General features: G+C 59.6%; 15 protein-coding genes. 5 read left to right on the forward strand and 10 right to left on the reverse strand.

Going from position 1 to position 18044, the window contains the following annotated elements:
• Positions 1 to 172: 172 nt before the first annotated feature.
• From EKH55_RS28250 to pdxR, 4 genes are all read right to left on the reverse strand, one after another.
• Positions 173 to 2569 (reverse strand): transketolase, encoded by a 2397-nt coding sequence (locus tag EKH55_RS28250; protein WP_069456853.1) that lies wholly within the window; start codon positions 2567 to 2569, stop codon positions 173 to 175.
• A 13-nt stretch (positions 2570 to 2582) separates the two neighbouring features.
• On the reverse strand, positions 2583 to 3533 hold the full coding sequence (locus EKH55_RS28255; RefSeq protein ID WP_069456854.1) for a PDR/VanB family oxidoreductase: 951 nt from the start codon (positions 3531 to 3533) through the stop codon (positions 2583 to 2585).
• Positions 3534 to 3539: 6 nt separating this feature from the next.
• Positions 3540 to 4031, reverse strand: coding sequence for an MOSC domain-containing protein (locus tag EKH55_RS28260; RefSeq protein ID WP_069456855.1), 492 nt, complete (start codon positions 4029 to 4031; stop codon positions 3540 to 3542).
• A gap of 238 nt (positions 4032 to 4269) precedes the next feature.
• A complete protein-coding gene (gene pdxR, locus EKH55_RS28265; protein WP_069456856.1) occupies positions 4270 to 5757 on the reverse strand; it encodes a MocR-like pyridoxine biosynthesis transcription factor PdxR in 1488 nt (495 codons plus the stop codon).
• A gap of 81 nt (positions 5758 to 5838) precedes the next feature.
• Here pdxR and EKH55_RS28270 point away from each other — a divergent pair, with 81 nt between their 5' ends.
• The 4 genes from EKH55_RS28270 (at position 5839) to EKH55_RS28285 (ending at position 10262) form a co-directional block, all read left to right on the forward strand.
• The gene (locus EKH55_RS28270; RefSeq protein ID WP_083265210.1) at positions 5839 to 7074 is read left to right on the forward strand and encodes a trans-sulfuration enzyme family protein; all 1236 of its coding nucleotides are present in this window, start codon (positions 5839 to 5841) and stop codon (positions 7072 to 7074) included.
• A gap of 55 nt (positions 7075 to 7129) precedes the next feature.
• Positions 7130 to 8029 (forward strand): dihydrodipicolinate synthase family protein, encoded by a 900-nt coding sequence (locus tag EKH55_RS28275; protein WP_069456857.1) that lies wholly within the window; start codon positions 7130 to 7132, stop codon positions 8027 to 8029.
• Positions 8030 to 8070: 41 nt separating this feature from the next.
• Complete coding sequence (locus EKH55_RS28280) at positions 8071 to 9534, forward strand: L-lactate permease (protein ID WP_069456858.1); 1464 nt, start codon at positions 8071 to 8073, stop codon at positions 9532 to 9534.
• 98 nt (positions 9535 to 9632) lie between these two features.
• A complete protein-coding gene (locus EKH55_RS28285) occupies positions 9633 to 10262 on the forward strand; it encodes a glutathione S-transferase family protein (RefSeq protein ID WP_151614001.1) in 630 nt (209 codons plus the stop codon).
• A 108-nt stretch (positions 10263 to 10370) separates the two neighbouring features.
• Here EKH55_RS28285 and EKH55_RS28290 read toward each other — a convergent pair whose 3' ends face one another.
• The 5 genes from EKH55_RS28290 to EKH55_RS28310 are packed head-to-tail and all read right to left on the reverse strand — an operon-like array spanning position 10371 to position 15393.
• On the reverse strand, positions 10371 to 10817 hold the full coding sequence (locus EKH55_RS28290; RefSeq protein ID WP_069456860.1) for an Lrp/AsnC family transcriptional regulator: 447 nt from the start codon (positions 10815 to 10817) through the stop codon (positions 10371 to 10373).
• A gap of 13 nt (positions 10818 to 10830) precedes the next feature.
• On the reverse strand, positions 10831 to 11616 hold the full coding sequence (locus EKH55_RS28295; protein WP_069456861.1) for a homoserine kinase: 786 nt from the start codon (positions 11614 to 11616) through the stop codon (positions 10831 to 10833).
• A 9-nt stretch (positions 11617 to 11625) separates the two neighbouring features.
• A complete protein-coding gene (locus tag EKH55_RS28300) occupies positions 11626 to 13041 on the reverse strand; it encodes an aspartate ammonia-lyase (RefSeq protein ID WP_069456862.1) in 1416 nt (471 codons plus the stop codon).
• 8 nt (positions 13042 to 13049) lie between these two features.
• Complete coding sequence (gene dapA, locus EKH55_RS28305; RefSeq protein ID WP_069456863.1) at positions 13050 to 13928, reverse strand: 4-hydroxy-tetrahydrodipicolinate synthase; 879 nt, start codon at positions 13926 to 13928, stop codon at positions 13050 to 13052.
• Between the two features lie 46 nt (positions 13929 to 13974).
• Complete coding sequence (locus EKH55_RS28310) at positions 13975 to 15393, reverse strand: aldehyde dehydrogenase family protein (RefSeq protein ID WP_069456864.1); 1419 nt, start codon at positions 15391 to 15393, stop codon at positions 13975 to 13977.
• Positions 15394 to 15638: 245 nt separating this feature from the next.
• On the opposite strand from EKH55_RS28310, the gene EKH55_RS28315 reads away from it, so the two are divergent.
• Entirely contained in the window at positions 15639 to 16823 is a 1185-nt protein-coding gene (locus EKH55_RS28315) for an IS110 family RNA-guided transposase (protein ID WP_069456388.1), read from the forward strand.
• 8 nt (positions 16824 to 16831) lie between these two features.
• Here the strand turns inward: EKH55_RS28315 and EKH55_RS28320 are convergent, their stop codons facing one another.
• Positions 16832 to 17893, reverse strand: coding sequence for a homoserine dehydrogenase (locus EKH55_RS28320; protein ID WP_069457483.1), 1062 nt, complete (start codon positions 17891 to 17893; stop codon positions 16832 to 16834).
• Positions 17894 to 18044: the final 151 nt, after the last annotated feature.

The raw sequence follows: 18044 nt of genomic DNA on the forward strand, positions 1-18044 counted from the left end.
TAGCCGCTTGATAGATTCTCTAAGACGAACTCTCTTCGGACACCAGCGGACTGCAAATCTTGACGCCCAGCGCCCAGCAAGCTCTAAAGGACGATCGATTACCTAAATCAGTTTTCCGCTGAACCAGGGATATCACCGCACAGAAGCTGTTTCGAAAGCCCGAAGCCCAATTTCATGAAAGCGCCTGCAGATAGCGGGGGGCCCTTCCGTTGCTGGCAGCTTGAGCCGCGTGCATGATAGCATTGGTATCCAAGCCATGATGCCGATAAAGGTCGGCAATCGTGCCGGTCTGGCCGAAATGTTCGACCCCCAGCGATTTGACGCGGTGACCATAGACCCCCCCAATCCAGGAGAGCGTGGCTGGGTGGCCATCGATCACCGTGACGATCCCGCAATCACGTGACAAAGGCGCCAGCAGGCGTTCGATGTGGCTCATCGCCCCGACCGCTCCACGTTGTCGGGCTCGTTCAGCAGCTTGCCAGCCGGCATTGAGCCGGTCCGCGGAGGTGATCGCCAACAATCCGACGTCCCGTCGATCTTCGGCGAGCAGACCTGTTGCAGCGATCGCCTCGGGCGCAATGACACCCTGATAGGCAATGATCACACTGGCGTTGGGACCTGGCCGACGCAACCAGTATCCACCATTGATAATGTCTTGCTCCAGGTCAGGAGCCATTTGGCGTGCTGGCTGCTCGAGCGGGCGCGTCGACAGGCGGAGATAAACGGATCCACCGGTCTGATCGCGCAACCACGTTGTTTCATCGGGGTCACCTTCGCCGTCGCGCTGCATGTAGTCGAAGGCAAAGCGCATGATGACCGAAAGCTCGTCGACGAAGGCCGGCTCGAAAGAGCACAGTCCGTCCTGCGCCATACCGATCAATGGCGTGCCGATCGACTGGTGCGCGCCGCCTTCCGGCGCTAGCGTTACGCCGGACGGTGTTGCAACCAGCAGGAAACGCGCATCCTGGTAACAGGCGTAGTTCAACTGGTCGGCCGAGCGGTAGATGAACGGATCATAGACGGTGCCGATGGGCAGCAGCCTGGCGCCGTTGATCGAATGGGAAAGGCCGAGCGCACCAAGCATGATCATCAGGTTGGATTCGGCAATCCCCAGTTCGAGATGCTGGCCTTTAGGACCGAACTCCCAGTTGTAGGTCGACGGAATCCGCTCCGCCTTGAAGAGGTCGGACATGCTCTCACGGGCAAACAACCCGCGCCGATTGACCCAGGGGCCGAGGTTGGTTGACACAGTCACGTCCGGAGAGGTCGTGACGATGCGCTCGGCGAGCAGCGTGTCGTCACGCGCGATATCGTTCAGAATCTGGCCAAAGCCCATCTGGGTTGAAAGCAGCTTGCCTGGCTGCCCAGGGGAGGGGAGCGTAGGAGGAACCGGGATCGCCGGCGAAGACAGTCTGCGGCGGCCCTCGCTGAAGAACGATACTTGAGCAAGGAAGGATTCGAGCTCACCAGGCGGCAGTGTGGCCGCCGCCCATTTCTCCCATTCCTGTCCCTGCTTTACGCCCATCTGCTGGCGGAAGCCCTCCATTTGCGTGGGAGTCATCTGACCGGCGTGGTTATCCTTGTGGCCTGCCAGCGGCAAACCATATCCCTTGATCGTATAGCAGATGAAGCAGACCGGGCGGTCGTGCTGCGAAGCTTGTTCAAAGGCCTCGAGCAGGCTTGGCAGATCATGCCCTCCGAGATTAACCATGAGCGCTTGCAGTTGCTCATCGGAACGTCGCTCTATCAAGGCAGTCACGGGCCCCTGATCACCGATCTCGTCCAGCAGTCGCTTTCGCCACGCCGCGCCACCCTGAAAGGTCAGGGCGGAATAGAGCTGGTTCGGGCACGTCTCGATCCATTGCCGCAGCTTGTCCCCGCCGGGCTCGGCAAACGCGGCTTCTTGCAAAGAGCCATGGCGCAGGATCACGACGTCCCAGCCGAAGTTTCTGAATATCTGTTCGAACCGCTCCCAGAGGCCTTCGCGGACCACAGCGTCCAGCGACTGGCGATTGTAGTCGACGACCCACCAGCAGTTTCTCAGGCCGTGTTTCCAACCCTCAATCAGGGCCTCATAGATATTGCCTTCGTCCATCTCGGCATCGCCGATCAAGCTGACCATGCGTCCTTCAGGCCGGTCGTTCATCCAGCCGTGTGCCGAGACATAGTCCTGGACCAATGAAGAAAACAGCGTCTGCGCCACACCGAGACCGACCGAGCCGGTGGAGAAGTCGACGTCATCGACATCCTTGGTCCGTGATGGATAGCTCTGTGCGCCCTTGAAACCTCGAAAGTTTTCGAGCTTCTCGCGGGTCTGGTTCCCTGCCAGATATTGGAGAGCATGAAATATCGGTGCTGCATGGGGTTTGACCGCGACCCGATCCTCAGGACGAAGCGCCGAGCAGTAGAGCGCGGTCATGATGGTGCTAAGCGACGCTGACGAAGCCTGGTGCCCGCCAACCTTCACCTCGTCTGCTTCGCGGATATGGTTGGCGTGGTGGATCGTCCAGGCGGCAAGCCAGGAAACGCAGCGTTCAATTTCGTTCAGATAGCTGATCTTGGAGTTCATCACTCCCCCTCTTTTACAAGTCGAGTTTCAGAACGCCCGTCGCGCGTGATACGCACGGGATAAACCGACGGTCACGCGCGTCGTTTGAAAGCACTGCATCGCGATGAATTGGCTGTCCTTCCAAATACCCGCACTCGCAGGTTCCGCAGACGCCGTTCTCGCAGGACGCCATCAGCAACACGCCGGCGGCGCGAATGGCCGATAGCGCTGACTCGTCTGCAGGTACCGGAACAACTGTCCCGTTACGAAGCACAATCGTGAACGGTTCGGGTGGAGCATCATCCCGGGCCGGCGGCTGAAAGGCTTCGAAATGGACCGTGCCATCCGGCCAGTGTCCTGAAGCCTGGGCAACGGCTGCCATGAAGCCGGGAGGCCCGCAATAATAAAGCTGCGCACCACCGGGCCGCGCCAACAACAGGCTATGAATGTCCTGCCGGGTTTCGACTTGATCGTCGAAGTGGAGCCTCAAGCTTTCGGAGCCAATGATCTTCTCCAAAGTTCCCAGCAACGGTGCCAGGCTTCGGCTCCGCGAAAAATAATGGAGCTCAAAAGTCTTGCGCTGCCGACAGAGAGCCCGCGCCATTGCAAGGATAGGTGTGATCCCTATGCCTCCTGCCAGCAAAAGGACCGGCCCGTCACACTCCCTGAGCGGGAAATGATTGCGCGGGGCGGATACGGGCAGCTCGGCGCCTGCTGCAATAGTATCGTGGATCCATGCCGAGCCGCCCCGGCCATCGGTTTCGCGCTTCACCGCTATCGTGTAGCGGCTGAGATCTTCCGGGTCACCGCAGAGCGAGTATTGGCGTACCTTCCCGTCGGGGAGGTGGACGTCGACATGCGATCCTGGTTCAAAGGGCGGCAGAAGAGGCTTGCGTGGGTGTCTCAGCTCAATCACGCGGACGTCGCCCGGCTCGTCGTGGACGCCGGCAACGATCAGTTTCATGATGATACGTGGAGATCCCATGTCGCGTCACTCGTCCATTGGCAGGATCGGGTCGCCAGGGCGGATTATACCACCGACCTCGATCGAACAGTTGAGACCGGAACGGTTCAGCAGTCCTTCGTAGAGGCCCGACATGCCGAGAAGCTCCTCGATGTATTTGCAGGGAAAGTTCATCCGTGCCGCCCGCAAAATCGTTTCGCCCACCCGGAAGCGCTTGCCGACCAGATGATTGAGCGGAACGCCGCGGGTCGTCAGGTTGCGCCTGTGATCTTCGGGTTTAAGCATGCCTTTGAACCCGGGAATCTTCGGCTCTCCCTTGGCAATCGCCTCGAGAACCTCAACCTCGATCAGCGTGACTTCGCGGACGTCAGGCTTGGGCGAATAAGTCCCGGTTCCGAGATAATAGCGGTCGCCCGCAATGCCGCGGCCAGCGATGAGTTGCGCCTCGGCGAGTTCTTCCATTTCGTAGGAAGCGGCCGGCGCAATGTGAATGTGGAGCAGACTCCCCTGCCAAGTCATGTATCGGCTCCCGCAATGCCTTGCCTTTGATCGACATGGATCTCCGCGCCGGTGGCCTGCTGCTCTCATCATGGGATCATCCCATGTCTCACCGGTCCCGGCTGATGGGGAAATCTGCCGTGAAACTGGCTTCGTCAACAGTGCCAGTTTACCAGCATGTTCCTAGTCCAGTTCGGCGAAGGTTGGAGGCGTGCCAGGAGAGGATGCAATAAGATGCTCGGCGAGCCGGGTCTTGCTGTCAGCCCGATCCCTTCACCGCATCGACGGCCGAGGCGACAAGTTGAATGCCCTTCTCGATCTGCCTCGCTGTCAACGCGGAATAGCCCATCACCAATCCGAGCCGCTCTCGTGGCGCCTCACTTGCTTCTGGTGCAGAATCGTAGAGCGGTGAAATACCGTAGAGGCCGACGCCGCGTTCGCGAGCGGCATCCATCAGGGCGATCTCAGCTGATCCCGGCAGCTCATTGAACCAGACGACGACATGCAATCCGGCATCCGCACCCTCGACCGTGACGCGGTCGCCGAATGCAGTCTCAAGAGCGCTCAATAATGTCTCACGGCGCTCCCTATTCAGTCGTCTGACGCGACGCACATGGCTCTCATAGGCGCCACTTTCGATCAGAGAGGCGAGCGCTTCCTGCTCGGTCATGGGTGTATGGCGGTCGGTCAATTGCTTGGCGGTTGCGAACACCTCCTGCAATTGTTTTGGCACCACGAGGTAGCCAATGCGCATCATCGGCGACAGTGTCTTCGAAACGGTGCCCAGATAAATGACGTTGCGCCCGTCCGCCAGGCTCTGGAGGGGCGGAACCGGGCTGATGTCGTACCGGTACTCACTGTCGTAGTCGTCCTCAACCACATAGGCGTCTCTATCCCGAGCCCAAGCGAGAAGCTGGTGGCGACGGCTGATCGGCATGACACCGCCCAAGGGAAACTGATGGGATGGTGTTACATAGGCCATCCGGGCGTCGATTCCTGATAAGTCCGGGGTCTTCAGGCCGCCCGCGTCCGCGTCCACTGCCACGGCGGAAGCCCCAGTGCTTGAGAAGATCTGGCGAGCCATTCGGTAGCCGGGATTCTCCATCACAAATGCGCTGTTCGCGTCGAGGAGGATCCGCGCGCAGAGATCCAGCCCCTGCTGGGAGCCGTTGACGACGATGATTTGCTCAAGATCGCATTGCAACGTCCGTGCCCGCCAAAGGTAACCCTGAAGGGCTTGCCGCAGGCGCCGGGATCCTCGTGGGTCCTCATAGGCCAGCCGCCCGGGTCTTTGGGCAATCACCGAATTGATAGCGCGCTTCCACGCCAGTGCCGGAAAGTCAGATGGGGCAAGGTCTCCGTACCGAAAATCAACCGCCAGGTTGGTTGGCAGATAGTCGAGCCACGGCGAAAGCGCCCGAAGTCTTTCGCCGTAAGCAGAAAGCGGCCCGAACGCCTCCTGTGTGGTGTCGGATTCTCGCGGCCGCTGTCTCAGCTCCAGCGCTGTCACACGCGGGCGAGCGCCTTGGCGCAGTTCCACAAAGCCTTCAGCGGCAAGCTGTTCATAGGCAACGGTAACCGTTGTCCGCGACACATGCAGTTCATTCGCCAGGCTGCGTGAAGACGGCAGTTGACTTCCCGCTTCATAGACACGGCCAAGGATCTGACTCTTGAGCGCCTCGTAAATCCTGCGTGCGCCCATCCTGGGTGCGTGCACTGCCGCCGCTTGGTTTTCCGACTGGACCATATTCTTTCTGCCAAACTGGATGTTTCATGCCGGCCAGTATGATGCCAGTCTGGGCCAAAGCAAAGAGGATACGATCCAGCTATGACAGGCGGCAGCGAGCATGACAAATGTCAGAAACAATCTGACCACTTTCACGCGGCAAGCTACGCATTCGACACGCGGGCCATTCATCATGCGTTCAGCCCGGTGGACTACAAACGGGCAGTCCAGCCGCCAGTCTTCCTGACCTCGACCTACGGCTTCGAGAGCGTCGAGGCCAATGACGCCGCAGCAGCGCTTGGCGGCCGACTTTACGCGCGGGAATACAATCCGACCACAGAGATTCTCGAGCAGAGGCTTGCGAACCTGGAAGGGGCGGAGGCGGGCCTAGTCGTATCGACCGGTATGGCCGCCTTCGGCACTCTGATCCTCTCATTGCTGTCGCAGGGCGATGAGCTTGTCGTTCACAAAACGCTTTACTCGAATACCGTCGCGATGGTGGAGCAGGGGCTGCCGCGCTTCGGCATCAAGGTCGTTCCCGTGGACCTCTCCGATCCGTCGAACCTCGACGCGGCGATCACGGAAAAGACCAAGCTTGTCTATTTTGAGACGCCCGTGAACCCGCTCAGCAGCATTCTCGACATTGCGGCAATCTCAGAGCGCGCACACGCGCGTGGGGTGAAAGTCGCGGTGGACAGTACCTTTGCTTCTCCCGCGCTCCAGCGGCCGATCGAGCATGGCGCCGATATCGTGCTTCACTCTCTTACGAAATACATCAACGGTCATGGCGACACGTTGGGTGGGGCGCTACTCGGCGACGCCGAAACGCTCCACCGCCTGCACGAAACGGGTTTGCGTTACATTACCGGCGCCACCTTGGCGCCGCACTCCGCCTTCCTGATCATGCGCGGTCTGAAAACACTCTCACTTCGAATGGATCGGCACAGCGCCTCTGCTCTGGCGATCGCCCGAATGCTCGAAGCGCATCCCGCCGTGTCCTGGGTGAGCTATCCCTTCCTGGACTCGCATCCCGATCAGGCGATCGCGCGCAAGCAAATGGCGCAGGGGTCGGGCATGCTCGCCTTTGGACTTCACGCCGGGTTTGGCGGCGCACGAAATATGCTCGATCGCTTGCGACTGATGACACGCGCGGTGAGCCTCGGCGACACCGATACCCTGATCTATCATCCGGCCAGCATTACGAGGGCGCGGCAATCGATCCGGAAGGACGCCCATATGGTCTCGGGCGTTGGTGACGACCTCATCCGTCTTTCTGTCGGTCTTGAGGACGTGAATGACCTGATTGGCGACCTGAGGCAGGCGCTCGCGACCCTGTAACGCCCGCATTGACGACTGCGAATATAGAAGCACAGAACCGGATCCGGAGCATCGAATGGCTTTCCTGAGCGGGCTTTCCGCATTTCCCATCACGCCGAGTGACCCGGACGGTCGCGTCGACACTGCCGCTCTCAAGAGGCTTGTGGCGCGGCTATGCATCGCAGGCGTCGACTCCATCGGCCTTCTCGGCAGCACCGGAACCTACATGTATCTGTCCCGCGAGGAGCGGCGACGAGCCCTAAGCGCGGCGATTGAGGAAACCGGCGGGGCCATACCGGTCGTGGCAGGCGTCGGCGCCTTGCGGACCGACGAGGCGGTCAGACTGGCTCAGGACGCCAAGGCCGCAGGAGCGACCGCAGGTCTTCTTGCCGCCGTTTCGTACGCGCCGCTGACGGAGGATGAAGTCTTCGAGCATTTCTCCACCGTCGCTCGAAAGAGCGGCCTCCCCATTGTGATCTATGATAATCCGGGGACGACCCATTTCCGCTTCACGGCTGTCCTGGTGGAACGGTTGGCTCAGGTGCCTGGCATCGTGGCGATCAAGAATCCGACGGAAAAACCCGAGGAGATCGCGAGCCATCTGGGGCGGCAGAGATCCGCCACACCCAAGAGCTTCTCGATCGGCTATAGCGGCGACTGGAATGCTGCCGAAGCCATGCGCCGCGGGGCCGATACCTGGTACAGCGTGCTCGCCGGCATTCTTCCAGACGTGTGCCTGCGCCTCGTGAGAGCAGCTCAGAACGGCGATACTGAAGAGGCACTCCGGATCGATGCAAGTCTTGCCCCAATCTGGGAGCTCTTCAAGCAGTTCTCCAGCCTGCGAACCGTCTATACGATAGCCGATCTGCTTGGCGTCTGCCGGGCCGAGCCGCCCCGTCCCATCCTCCCACTAGCGCCGCTTGCAAAAGAAAAGGTAGCACACTGCCTGACCTTGCTCGAGCAGGATCTGGCCTGACCCCTAGCAAGGTCAGGCGCCGCCGGAGGATCTCGACGGAATTGCTTTACATCGTCTGGGCATTGCCCGCGCTCATCGTCATCGGCCTGCTGGCAAGCGGTCGTGCTTCCACGCTCGTTGCCGCAAGCATCGGCCTGCTGGTTGCAATCGTTGTCGCGCTCGGTGCGGCGCCCGGCGAATTCCAGATGTACGACGGCGCCAGCGCGCTCTTCCGCGGCGCATGGATCGGCTGGATCGTTGTACCATATATACTGGGCGGGCTGTTATTCTGGCAGATGGCCATTCGGCCCGGGGATGCAGCGATGCCGGTCGAGAGCCTCCGGCAGAACAGGCAGTCCAGGCGGCGTCTACTGTTTGCGGCGTGCTTCCTGATCGGCCAGTTTTCTGAATCCGCGACCGGCTTTGGCGTCGGAATCGTCGGGACGATGCTGTTGTTGCGCAGGCTTGACCTGCAACCGGTCTATCTGATGGCCTTCAGCCTGCTGAGCCAGACGATGATCCTGTGGGGCGGCATGGGCAACGGTGCGATTGTCGCCGGCGCCTTCTCGCGAAGCGATCCAACCACGCTCGCTGTCAACGCCAGCTTTTTTCAAGTCGCCCTGAATGCGCTCTGGTTGCCACTCTACTGGAGGATGGCCGAAAGAGCAGGCGTCGGGGCTCCCTTCCGCGAGTGCCTCAGCGAGGTCGTCTGGCTCGGCGGAAGCCTGCTTCTGCTGATTGCGGCAACGCGAGCTCTGGGGCCTGAAGTTTCGATGCTCTGCGCCTATGGGCCGGTCATCGTGCTGCGTTATCTTGTCGATGAGCGCCCCAATGCAGACCAACTCCTTGACGCCCTACGGAGAATGGCGCCGTTTGCGATCCTCATCACATGGCTCATGGCAACCCGGCTGATCTCGCCCCTGAGCGAATTCCTGCTACAAACCGGGCGGCTCGAGCCGTTCGTCGGGGCCCCGGCTTGGTCGCCGCTGTTTCATGCGGGCACGTGGTTGGCTTTGGGCGCTGTCATCTGCGCATTCGTCTATGGTCATGTTTCCAGCTTGGGATCGCAAGTCCTCAAAGCCTGGAGAACCGGACGGCTCGCAATTCTCGCCATCATCATCTTCTCGATGATGGCAGAGCTGCTATCCAGCTCCGGGATTGCCGCGGCATTGGGAGAGGGAATACATTCCGCAGCCGGCGGAGGTGCGTTGACATGGCTTGCTCTTGTCTCGGCAGTGTTCGGAGCCCTTGCAAACAGTGGTAACGCCGCAAACGGCCTGTTCATGAGTTCGCAGGTCAGTCTTGCAAAGGAAGCGGGCCTCAATGTCGCGGCCGTGATTGCCCTGCAACATACCGCCGCCCTGGCGCTCAACCTGATTTCACCAGTTCGCATGTCCATTGTTTGCAATATGGCAGGTTGTCGCGGACAAGAGCGCGCAGTCTACCGGGCCATGTTGCCTTTTGGCGCCGCGGTCATAGCCGTTTTGCTGACGGGCTCGCTGATGATCACGTATCGTGTGCTTTAGCAGGACCCGGTCCTTGTTGCGGATCAATCCAGCCTCTGTGGAACAAGGCCAGTCAATTTCTCAATTTCCGAATGAGCCCCAATAAAAGGAGATCGAGCATGTCCGAATTCAAACTGCATTGCTTTGCAATGTCAGGCAACTCCTACAAGGTGGCATTGTTTCTCGCCTTGGCGGAAATGGATTGGACGCCGGTATTCGTCGACTATTTCGGTGGGGAAACACACCAAGAGCAATGGCGACAGGAGGTTAATGAACAGGGCGAGGTTCCGGTTCTTGAGCACAAGGGGGCAAGGTTCAGCCAGTCGGCGCTCATCCTCGACTATCTGGCTGAGGCGACTGGAAAATTCGGTCCCGAAAACGTGCGGGAGAAACAGGAAATCTGGCGGTGGATGTTGTTCGATAATCACAAATTCACCAGCTACTATGCCACCTTGCGCTTCCTGTATGGCATCAAGAAAACCGGGGAGACGGCGGTGACGCAATTTTTGAGGGAACGTGCAATAGCCGCCTACCGCATCGTGGATGACCACCTGCGGCAAACACCATTCCTTGTGGCTGCTCGGCCCACCATCGCGGACCTGTCTCTTGCAGGCTACGTCTACATGCCCGAAGATACGGGCCTGCCTCAGGAGGAGTTTCTTCACATCGCCAAGTGGAAGGACAGGATCCGGGATCTGCCAGGATGGCGACACCCCTACGATCTAATGCCCGGTCCAACATCGCTATAGTCGTATTTTTTCAGATCGCGACCGAGCGTTTCAATTTGCTGCTATCGGCGGGCTCATACGCGCTCCTTTGACCAAGCCAAGGTCCTGCCGATTGTACCTTAGGGTCTATCAGGCCTTTCGAACGACGGAGGAGAGCGCGAATGCCGTAAGCGTGTCGCGTACCCCGGGGAGTTCGGATATTTGCTGCCAGATCTGGCGAATATGATCGGCTTGCGAAGACTCGACCCTCACCACCAGGTCGAAATCGCCGGTCATGACGTCACAGGCGACAACCTCCGGAATTTTGCGTAGGACGTTGATGACGTCACCGCCTCTCATGCGGTCATGGCGATAGACGAACATGAGTGCGGTGGTCAGATGGCGGTCGTTTCCGCCCTCACCAGTGACGATCGTGTACCCTTTGATGAAACCTTCTCGTTCGAGCCGTTCGATGCGCACCCGCACGGCGTTTCGGGACAGGTTCACCTTTGCCGACAATTCCGCGTGCGAAATGCGGGCATTGTTCTTGAGTTCGGCAAGTACCAGTTCATCTATTCGGTCCAGAAGATATTTCATCCCGTTGCCGCCTCTATTGGTCGAACATATCTGGCGTGACCGAATGATAGGCAACAAGGGCGCACTCAGGGACTGACGTCCTTCTCGCGCCCAGGGCGGCGCGCTTGGCTGTTGAGGCAAGAACGAACGCAGGCAAAGCTGTTTTTTCTGCTGCCGAGAGCTTTCTGATGGCTTGATATCCGCTCAAGAGCGCATGGGCTTTGCGCCGGTCCAAACCGCCGTCGGGCACGCCTGTCCAGTCAACGAGAACGTCGGCGATCTCAGCGATAAGGGCGTCATCATGGCGAAGCCTGAAGTTGATGACGCCGCTGACTTCATCGCCAAGAAAAAAGACATTCGCGAAGACCAATGCACCATGTACGGGCCCCGATGGTAAGTTAGGCTGGCGGTTGAGCCCACTCTGCAAGCTCATGTGTATCTGGCCCATAACGCGGCCCACACTCCCACATTTGGCTGGCGAAGGGTCACTTGTCGATGACCCGGACACGAAGCTTACGATGGCTACAAGCCGACCCGCAGCCTGAAACGTGGCATTGCCGTCGACGGTGCGCCTGGGCTCGGGGCAGGGAACACCCGCCCTGTGCAGCGTTTCCATCGTTGTGAAAGCGCGCTCGAGGTCGAGCGGCTCCGCCCCGTTTTCAAACAGGGTCACGATGAACTCCCCTTCGGCAGACCGGAACAGATAGGTCGTTTCGCGATCGCCGTCAGCGATGCCGATAACGGAGGACAAACCTGTCAAGCCGTAAGCTTCCACGATCGCGTGGCGGTCTTCGTCAGACAGTTCGGTAAATACCGCCATGGCTTCCCCTCATGCGGACGTGCGCTGCGGGGCGTTTGCAAACGCCGCGTAGTCGCTGAAGATTTCCTCGATCTGCCGTTTGGTCAGGCATCCGTCTTCCTCGACGATGGAGCGCAGACTTCTCTTTTCAGATAGTGCTCTCTTCGACAGCCAAGCCGCCTTGGAGTAGCCGATCAGCTTTGCTAGCGGGGTGGCCAGAACGAGAGACTGGTCCAACAAAGCCTTACAACGATCCTTATCGACCTCGATCCCCGCCACACATCGGTTGGCGAAGATTTCCATCCCTCTGGTCAGCATGCGTATTGACAGGAGGATGTTCAGGACAATGACCGGCTCCATCGCATTGAGTTGCAGTTGTCCGGCGCTTGCAGCCAGCGTCACCGTCAGGTCATTGCCGATCACCTGAAATCCGATCTGATTCATCATTTCCGGGATGACCGGATTGACCTTGCCGGGCATGATCGAGGAGCCAGCCTGCATCGCCGGCAGCCGAATCTCACCCAGTCCCCCGATTGGGCCACTGCTCAAGAGCCGCAGATCGTTGCAGATCTTCGTCATCTTGACGGCAATCCGTTTGAGAATGCCTGAGAAGGCGACAAACCCGCCTGTATCCGATGTCGCTTCCACCAGGTTACGAGCTGTCATGAGCGGCAGACCGGAGATCTCGGAGAGCTTCCTGCACGCAACGCTCGGAAAGGCCGGCGGCACATTGATCGAGGTCCCGATTGCAGAACCGCCGAGATTGACCTCCTGAAGATTTTTCTTGGCAGACTGCACCTGGATGATGTCCTCGTCGATCAGCTCCGCAAAGGCTTCGAACTCCTGGCCGACAGTCATGGGCACGGCGTCCTGGAGCTGAGTGCGTCCAACCTTTACGACGTCCGCGAATTCAGCACCTTTCCGACGGAATGTATCCCGAAGATTAACCTGCGAAGCGATGAGCGCGTCGCAGGTGCGCAACAGGGTCAGCCGGATCGCTGTCGGGTAGACATCGTTTGTCGACTGCGAGAGGTTGACATCGTCGTTCGGGTGAAGCGTGGAATAGTCTCCGACGCTGGCGCCCAGCTTGAGAAGAGCAAGATTGGCCACAACCTCGTTGATGTTCATGTTGGTCGAGGTGCCCGCTCCGCCCTGCATCATGTCCACTGGAAAATTGTCGTCAATCGCTCTTAGTTCGATGAGATCGTCGCACGCCTCTGCGATCGCAAGAGCTTTTTCAGAAGACAGCAGTCCAAGCTCCATATTGGTCAGCGCCGCAGCCTGCTTCACCATCGCCATCGACTGGATGAGCTCGGGAAAGTCTCTCAGGCGGAAGCCTGTGACGTTGAAATTCTCCTCCGCGCGCTGCGTATGCACGCCAAACAGCTTACCCGCGGGAATGGAGAGAGGCCCGATCAGGTCAGTTTCTATTCGATCGATCTTCATCGGTGACCTCAACTCAAAATGCCAGCGTGGAGCATCGCCTGATCGATCTGTTCGCGAACCGAGCCGCTTACGGGAACAAGAGGCAATCGCAGGTCCCCACGAGTGCGGCCCAGCCGCTCCAGGGCATATTTTGGTCCAGCGGGGTTTGTTTCCAGGAAGAGCGCCCGGTGCAATGGCATGAGACGATCCTGGATCTCCAAAGCCAAGGCGAAGTCGCCTTCAAGGCAGGCGCGCTGGAATTCAGCGCATAGGCGCGGTGCAATGTTGGCGGTCACAGAAATGCACCCGTGCCCGCCATGGGCCATGTAGCCGAGGGCTGTGCCGTCTTCCCCGGTCAGCAGGTTGAAGTCCTTGCCGCAGGCCATGCGCTCCAGTGAAGGTCGCAGGAGATTGCCGGTGGCGTCTTTGACGCCGCTCACATTTTTGCAGTCGCTAAAAATGCGCGCCAGCGTCTCGACCTGAATGTCGATCACACTGCGACCCGGAATATTGTAGACGATGATCGGGATCTCGGCCTCGGCATCTATGGCTTTAAAATGCTGATAGATGCCCTCCTGCGTCGGCTTGTTGTAATAGGGCGAGACGACCAGCAATCCATCGGCGCCGGCTTCCTGTGCATGGCGAACGAAGTCGATTGCCTCCGCCGTGCTGTTCGAGCCCGCCCCTGCAATGACCGGGACGCGGCCGCCAGCCGTTTCGACCGTAATCTCGACAACCTGCTTGTGCTCGGCATGCGTGAGTGTCGGACTTTCGCCTGTCGTTCCGCATGGGACCAGCCCGGATGATCCCTCCTCGATCTGCCAGTCGATGAGGGCGCGCAGCGCCCCTTCATCGATACGCCCATCAGCAAAGGGTGTAACAAGTGCGGTGATGGAACCTTTGAACAAAATGGTACTCCTGATGTTGCTGATGGGCTTGTTGGCTGGCGATCTATTACCGTTTCAGCCTGTTGATGCAGACGACCTTTGGCTGGGTCATGTCTTCAAAGGCAAAGCGCACCCCTTCACGGCCCATGCTGCCATACTTGAAGCCGCCGAACGGCATAGCGTCGAAACGATAGTCGGAAGAGTCGTTGATCATGATCCCTCCGGCATCAATCCCGCTAGCCGCCTCAAGGGCTCCCTCGAGGTCATTTGTGAAGATGCCGGCGTGCAGACTGTAATCTGGCGCATTCGCGAGGCGGATGGCATCGCAGAGCGCATCGAAGGGTTCGAGGATTACGATCGGAGCAAACACCTCTTCGCTCCATAGGTCGCAACCGAATGGAACATTTTCCAGCACCGTCGGCGGGTAAAGGTTGCCCGCCGGGCTGTGGCCGCAAAGAAGGTCGGCGCCAGAAGCAACAGCGCGGTCGACCATCGCCGCTGCGCGTTGAACGGCACGTTCCGAAATCATCGGGCCGACATCGGTGTCAGGTTCAAGTGGGTTTCCGGTCTTGAGCATTTTTGTGGCTGCAACGAACTCCGACTTGAACCGCTCATAAATGGAGCGCTGGATCAGGATCCTCTGGGTGCCAATGCAGTTCTGACCGGCCGCCCAATAGGCTCCAGACACGCAGCCCTCGACCGCAGCGACAAAATTGCAGTCCTCCATGACGATGACCGGTGCGTTGCCTCCAAGATCCATCGCCAGCTTTTTAATGCCGGCAGCCCTGGCAATTGCCTCCCCGGTGGCAAATCCGCCCGTGAACGAAATCATTCGCACGTCTCTTGGCACGACGAGTGCCTTGCCAAGATCCGCGCCACCAATGACAACCGTAACGATCTCTTCCGGAAGGCCGCTTTCCACCAGAACGTCGACCAGTTTGAGCGCCGACAGGGGAGCAAGCTCAGACGGCTTCAAGAGTACGGCGTTTCCACCTGCAATCGCCGGTCCAAGTTTATGGGCGACCAGGTTCAGCGGATCATTATAAGGGGTGATCGCCGTAATGATCCCGAGCGGCTCTCGCGTGTACCATCCCTGCCGGGCCTCGGACCCAGCATAGGACTCGAACGGAATGACCTCGCCGGCATTGCGTTTGGCCTCATCGGCCGAGAGCTTTAGCGTGTTGACGCATCGGGTCGCCTCTTTGCGGGCTTGCGTTATCGTTTTGCCGGCCTCTTTGACGATAAGAAGCGCGAATTCTTCGTGCGCCGCCTCAATGGCGGAGGCCGCCTTTTCGAGGATTGCAGCTCGCTTGTGGCGCGGCAGAGCTTTAGCGGCCTGCGCTCCGTGGCGTGCGCGTTCGATGAAGCTGCTGACGCAGGTAGCATCGCTGCTTGGAACGGTTCCGACGACCGATCCGTCGAAAGGGTTGCGCACGACGATCTCATCGCTTGAAAAGGGTGCGTTCAGGGCGAGGCCGTGCATCATGCGGCCCTACCTTTAACTCGCGTTTCGACGCGTGCCTTTGCGGATTGCTTCATCGATGCGATCCTCTTCGAAGGCACGGGACCGGGGATGGCTATCATGCTGGCTGCCCGCGATGGCTCCGGAGGCAGAACCACCCGGTCCCGACACCTGACCTGACCGCTGATTAGGCTCTGCGATCGATCGCTGTGTAGGGCGAGGACGGCATGGGAAGGTTGCCTGACGGACAATGGCAGAAGGAGGTTTTCATGAAGATATTCGTTGGCCTGGATGTGGCCAAGGATCTGCATTGGGCCTACGTGATCGACAGCGATGCCAAGCCGGTTCTCAGCCATTCGGTTGCAAACGACCCGGATCAGATCGCGGCTTTGATCACCGAGATCGAAGCGCTCGGCGCTGATGAGGTGACCGTGGCGCTCGATCTTTTGGGCGGGACGGCTACGCTGCTGTGCGCGATGATCGCCGAAGCGGGATTGCGGTTGGTGCATACGCCGGGACTTTCGGTCAACCGGGCGCGGCAGGGTATGCGGGGCGGCGAGAACAAGTCCGACCCGCGAGATGCGGCCACGATCGCCGAACTGGCGCGCACACGCCCCGACCTGCGTCCCGTCGAGACCGAACGTGAGATCGACGTGGATATCCGCCTGCTGGTCGGTCGGCGTAGTGAGATTGTTCGGGATCAGACGCGCCGCCTGGGGAGGTTGCGTGATCTGCTTTCCTCCCTTTTTCCGGCGTTTGAACGCCAGATCGATGTCAAAACCAAGACCGGGTTGACCTTTCTCAGCCACTTTGCAGCTCCCCACGAATTGCGCACCGCGCGCGCTGCGAGAATCGCCAGAAAGCTCATGCGATCGTCCCCGCATCTGCGCGGCGTTCTGCAATTGGCCGAGGAGGCGATCATGCTCGCCAAGGCGCAGTCGCTTGACGTGCCGGGTGCCACAACGCGGGCGCGTCTCATCAAGGAACTGGCCGCCGAGGCCCTGGCGGCACGCCAAGCCCGAGATCGTATTGACAGCGACATCGCCGAGCTGCTCGCCCGCCACCCTGATGCGGCCCTCGTCCAGAGCCTGCCGGGGATGGGGGTCGTTATGACGGCAGAGCTGATCGCCCATATCGGCGACATCCGACGCTTCCGCTCCGCCGATGCGCTCGCCGCCGCCGCCGGACTGACACCAGTCCTGCGTCAATCGGGAAAATCCTATGCGATCCGGCGCGCCACCAGCGGCGACAAGGCGCTCAAACGCGTCTTCTTCCAGTCCGCTTTCGCTGCACTCAGCCACCCTGGAAGCAAAGCCTTCTACAACCGAAAACGCACCGAAGGGAAAAGGCACAGCCAAGCACTCATCGCACTCGCACGACGACGCATCAACGTTATTTGGGCAATGCTTAATTCGCGGCAGCCATTCGTCGAAAACTTCAAAAATGTCGCTTGACTGAACCATTAGGCTGCCTCCTTTGCAATGGCGGAGGTGCTTTGGGTATGAATTGCCACGATGTCGGACAGAAGAGCATAGGCGGTCTCGATTCGCCCCGCACCTGGTCCGGTAACCGTCACAGAACCGAGCAGCTTCGTGTTGAACGAAACTGCATTGGTTGGACCGTTGACGGCGGCGAGAGGATGCTCCAACGGCAGTTGCTTCGGCATGACGCTTCCGACGACGCGGCCGTCTTCGCCCCGGGAGGCGGAACCAATGAGTTTCCAGCGGCTGTTGGCCTTGGCCGCGTCCCTGATGTCAGAAGGCGAAAGCTGCGAAATGCCCTTGCAGGTGACGTCATCCGGTTTGAGTCGTGCGCCAAGCAGCTCATTGGCAAGGATGACGACCTTGAGGCGGACGTCGAAGCCTTCCACATCCGCCGTGGGATCGGCTTCCGCGTAGCCGAGCTCCTGTGCTTGCCTGACGGCGGTATCGAAATCCAGGCCACTTTCCATCCGTCCCAGAACGAAGTTGGAAGTGCCGTTCAGGATCCCCTCGAAGCCATCGACCTCAGCGCCCGCGAGCGTCTTCTCGGCCATCCGGATCACCGGCGTTCCGCTCATCACGGAACCCTCGTACTCAAACCGGACGCCATTTGCCTCAGCGAGGGCCTTCAGCTCGGACGCCGCAAGTGCCACCGGACCCTTGTTCGTCGTGACCACATGCTTGCCGCTTGCGAGCGCCCAACGGCAATGGGAGACTGCGGGCTCGCCGTCCGTCGGGTTGGTGAACGTTGCCTCTACGACAATGTCTGCCGGCGCGGTCCTGATGATCGTTTCGTTGTCCGCTTCCGCACTGCCGCCTGAGAGTTGGCCGAACCCACCCTTGGTGAACTTGGCTCCAATCAGCGTCTTCGCGTCGAGCCCGTTTGGCGAGATCACGGAGCCCAGATAAAGATCGCTCACAGCGACAATGTTGAGACGGAACCCGAGCTCCCGCTCCCATACCGGGTTCCTTGTCGCGATAAGCTCGGCCAAAGCGCGGTTTACGCCGCCAAAGCCGATGAGAGCAATGTTGTAGACGGTCATGACAATCCTCCAATGACACCAATGACGTTCTCGGCTCGCTGAAAATGAGAGGCAGACCGCTCAGTGGGAACGGCGCAAATCGGCCAAAGGAGGAGGCATTTCGCCCAAAATGCCTGCGTCGCGATGCTTGCGCTCATTGCTTCTCTTGCGA

This window comes from Sinorhizobium alkalisoli (assembly GCF_008932245.1).
Lineage (GTDB): Bacteria > Pseudomonadota > Alphaproteobacteria > Rhizobiales > Rhizobiaceae > Sinorhizobium > Sinorhizobium alkalisoli.

What these genes read in the sequence shown, in the direction of transcription:
- EKH55_RS28300 (WP_069456862.1), bottom strand. Translation starts at nt 13,041, where the DNA reads ATGAAGATCGATCGAATAGAAACTGACCTGATCGGGCCTCTCTCCATT.
- EKH55_RS28270 (WP_083265210.1), top strand. Translation starts at nt 5,839, where the DNA reads ATGACAGGCGGCAGCGAGCATGACAAATGTCAGAAACAATCTGACCAC.
- EKH55_RS28295 (WP_069456861.1), bottom strand. Translation starts at nt 11,616, where the DNA reads ATGGCGGTATTTACCGAACTGTCTGACGAAGACCGCCACGCGATCGTG.
- EKH55_RS28260 (WP_069456855.1), bottom strand. Translation starts at nt 4,031, where the DNA reads ATGACTTGGCAGGGGAGTCTGCTCCACATTCACATTGCGCCGGCCGCT.
- pdxR (WP_069456856.1), bottom strand. Translation starts at nt 5,757, where the DNA reads ATGGTCCAGTCGGAAAACCAAGCGGCGGCAGTGCACGCACCCAGGATG.
- EKH55_RS28285 (WP_151614001.1), top strand. Translation starts at nt 9,633, where the DNA reads ATGTCCGAATTCAAACTGCATTGCTTTGCAATGTCAGGCAACTCCTAC.
- EKH55_RS28250 (WP_069456853.1), bottom strand. Translation starts at nt 2,569, where the DNA reads ATGAACTCCAAGATCAGCTATCTGAACGAAATTGAACGCTGCGTTTCC.
- EKH55_RS28315 (WP_069456388.1), top strand. Translation starts at nt 15,639, where the DNA reads ATGAAGATATTCGTTGGCCTGGATGTGGCCAAGGATCTGCATTGGGCC.
- EKH55_RS28290 (WP_069456860.1), bottom strand. Translation starts at nt 10,817, where the DNA reads ATGAAATATCTTCTGGACCGAATAGATGAACTGGTACTTGCCGAACTC.
- EKH55_RS28255 (WP_069456854.1), bottom strand. Translation starts at nt 3,533, where the DNA reads ATGGGATCTCCACGTATCATCATGAAACTGATCGTTGCCGGCGTCCAC.
- EKH55_RS28275 (WP_069456857.1), top strand. Translation starts at nt 7,130, where the DNA reads ATGGCTTTCCTGAGCGGGCTTTCCGCATTTCCCATCACGCCGAGTGAC.
- EKH55_RS28320 (WP_069457483.1), bottom strand. Translation starts at nt 17,893, where the DNA reads ATGACCGTCTACAACATTGCTCTCATCGGCTTTGGCGGCGTAAACCGC.
- EKH55_RS28310 (WP_069456864.1), bottom strand. Translation starts at nt 15,393, where the DNA reads ATGATGCACGGCCTCGCCCTGAACGCACCCTTTTCAAGCGATGAGATC.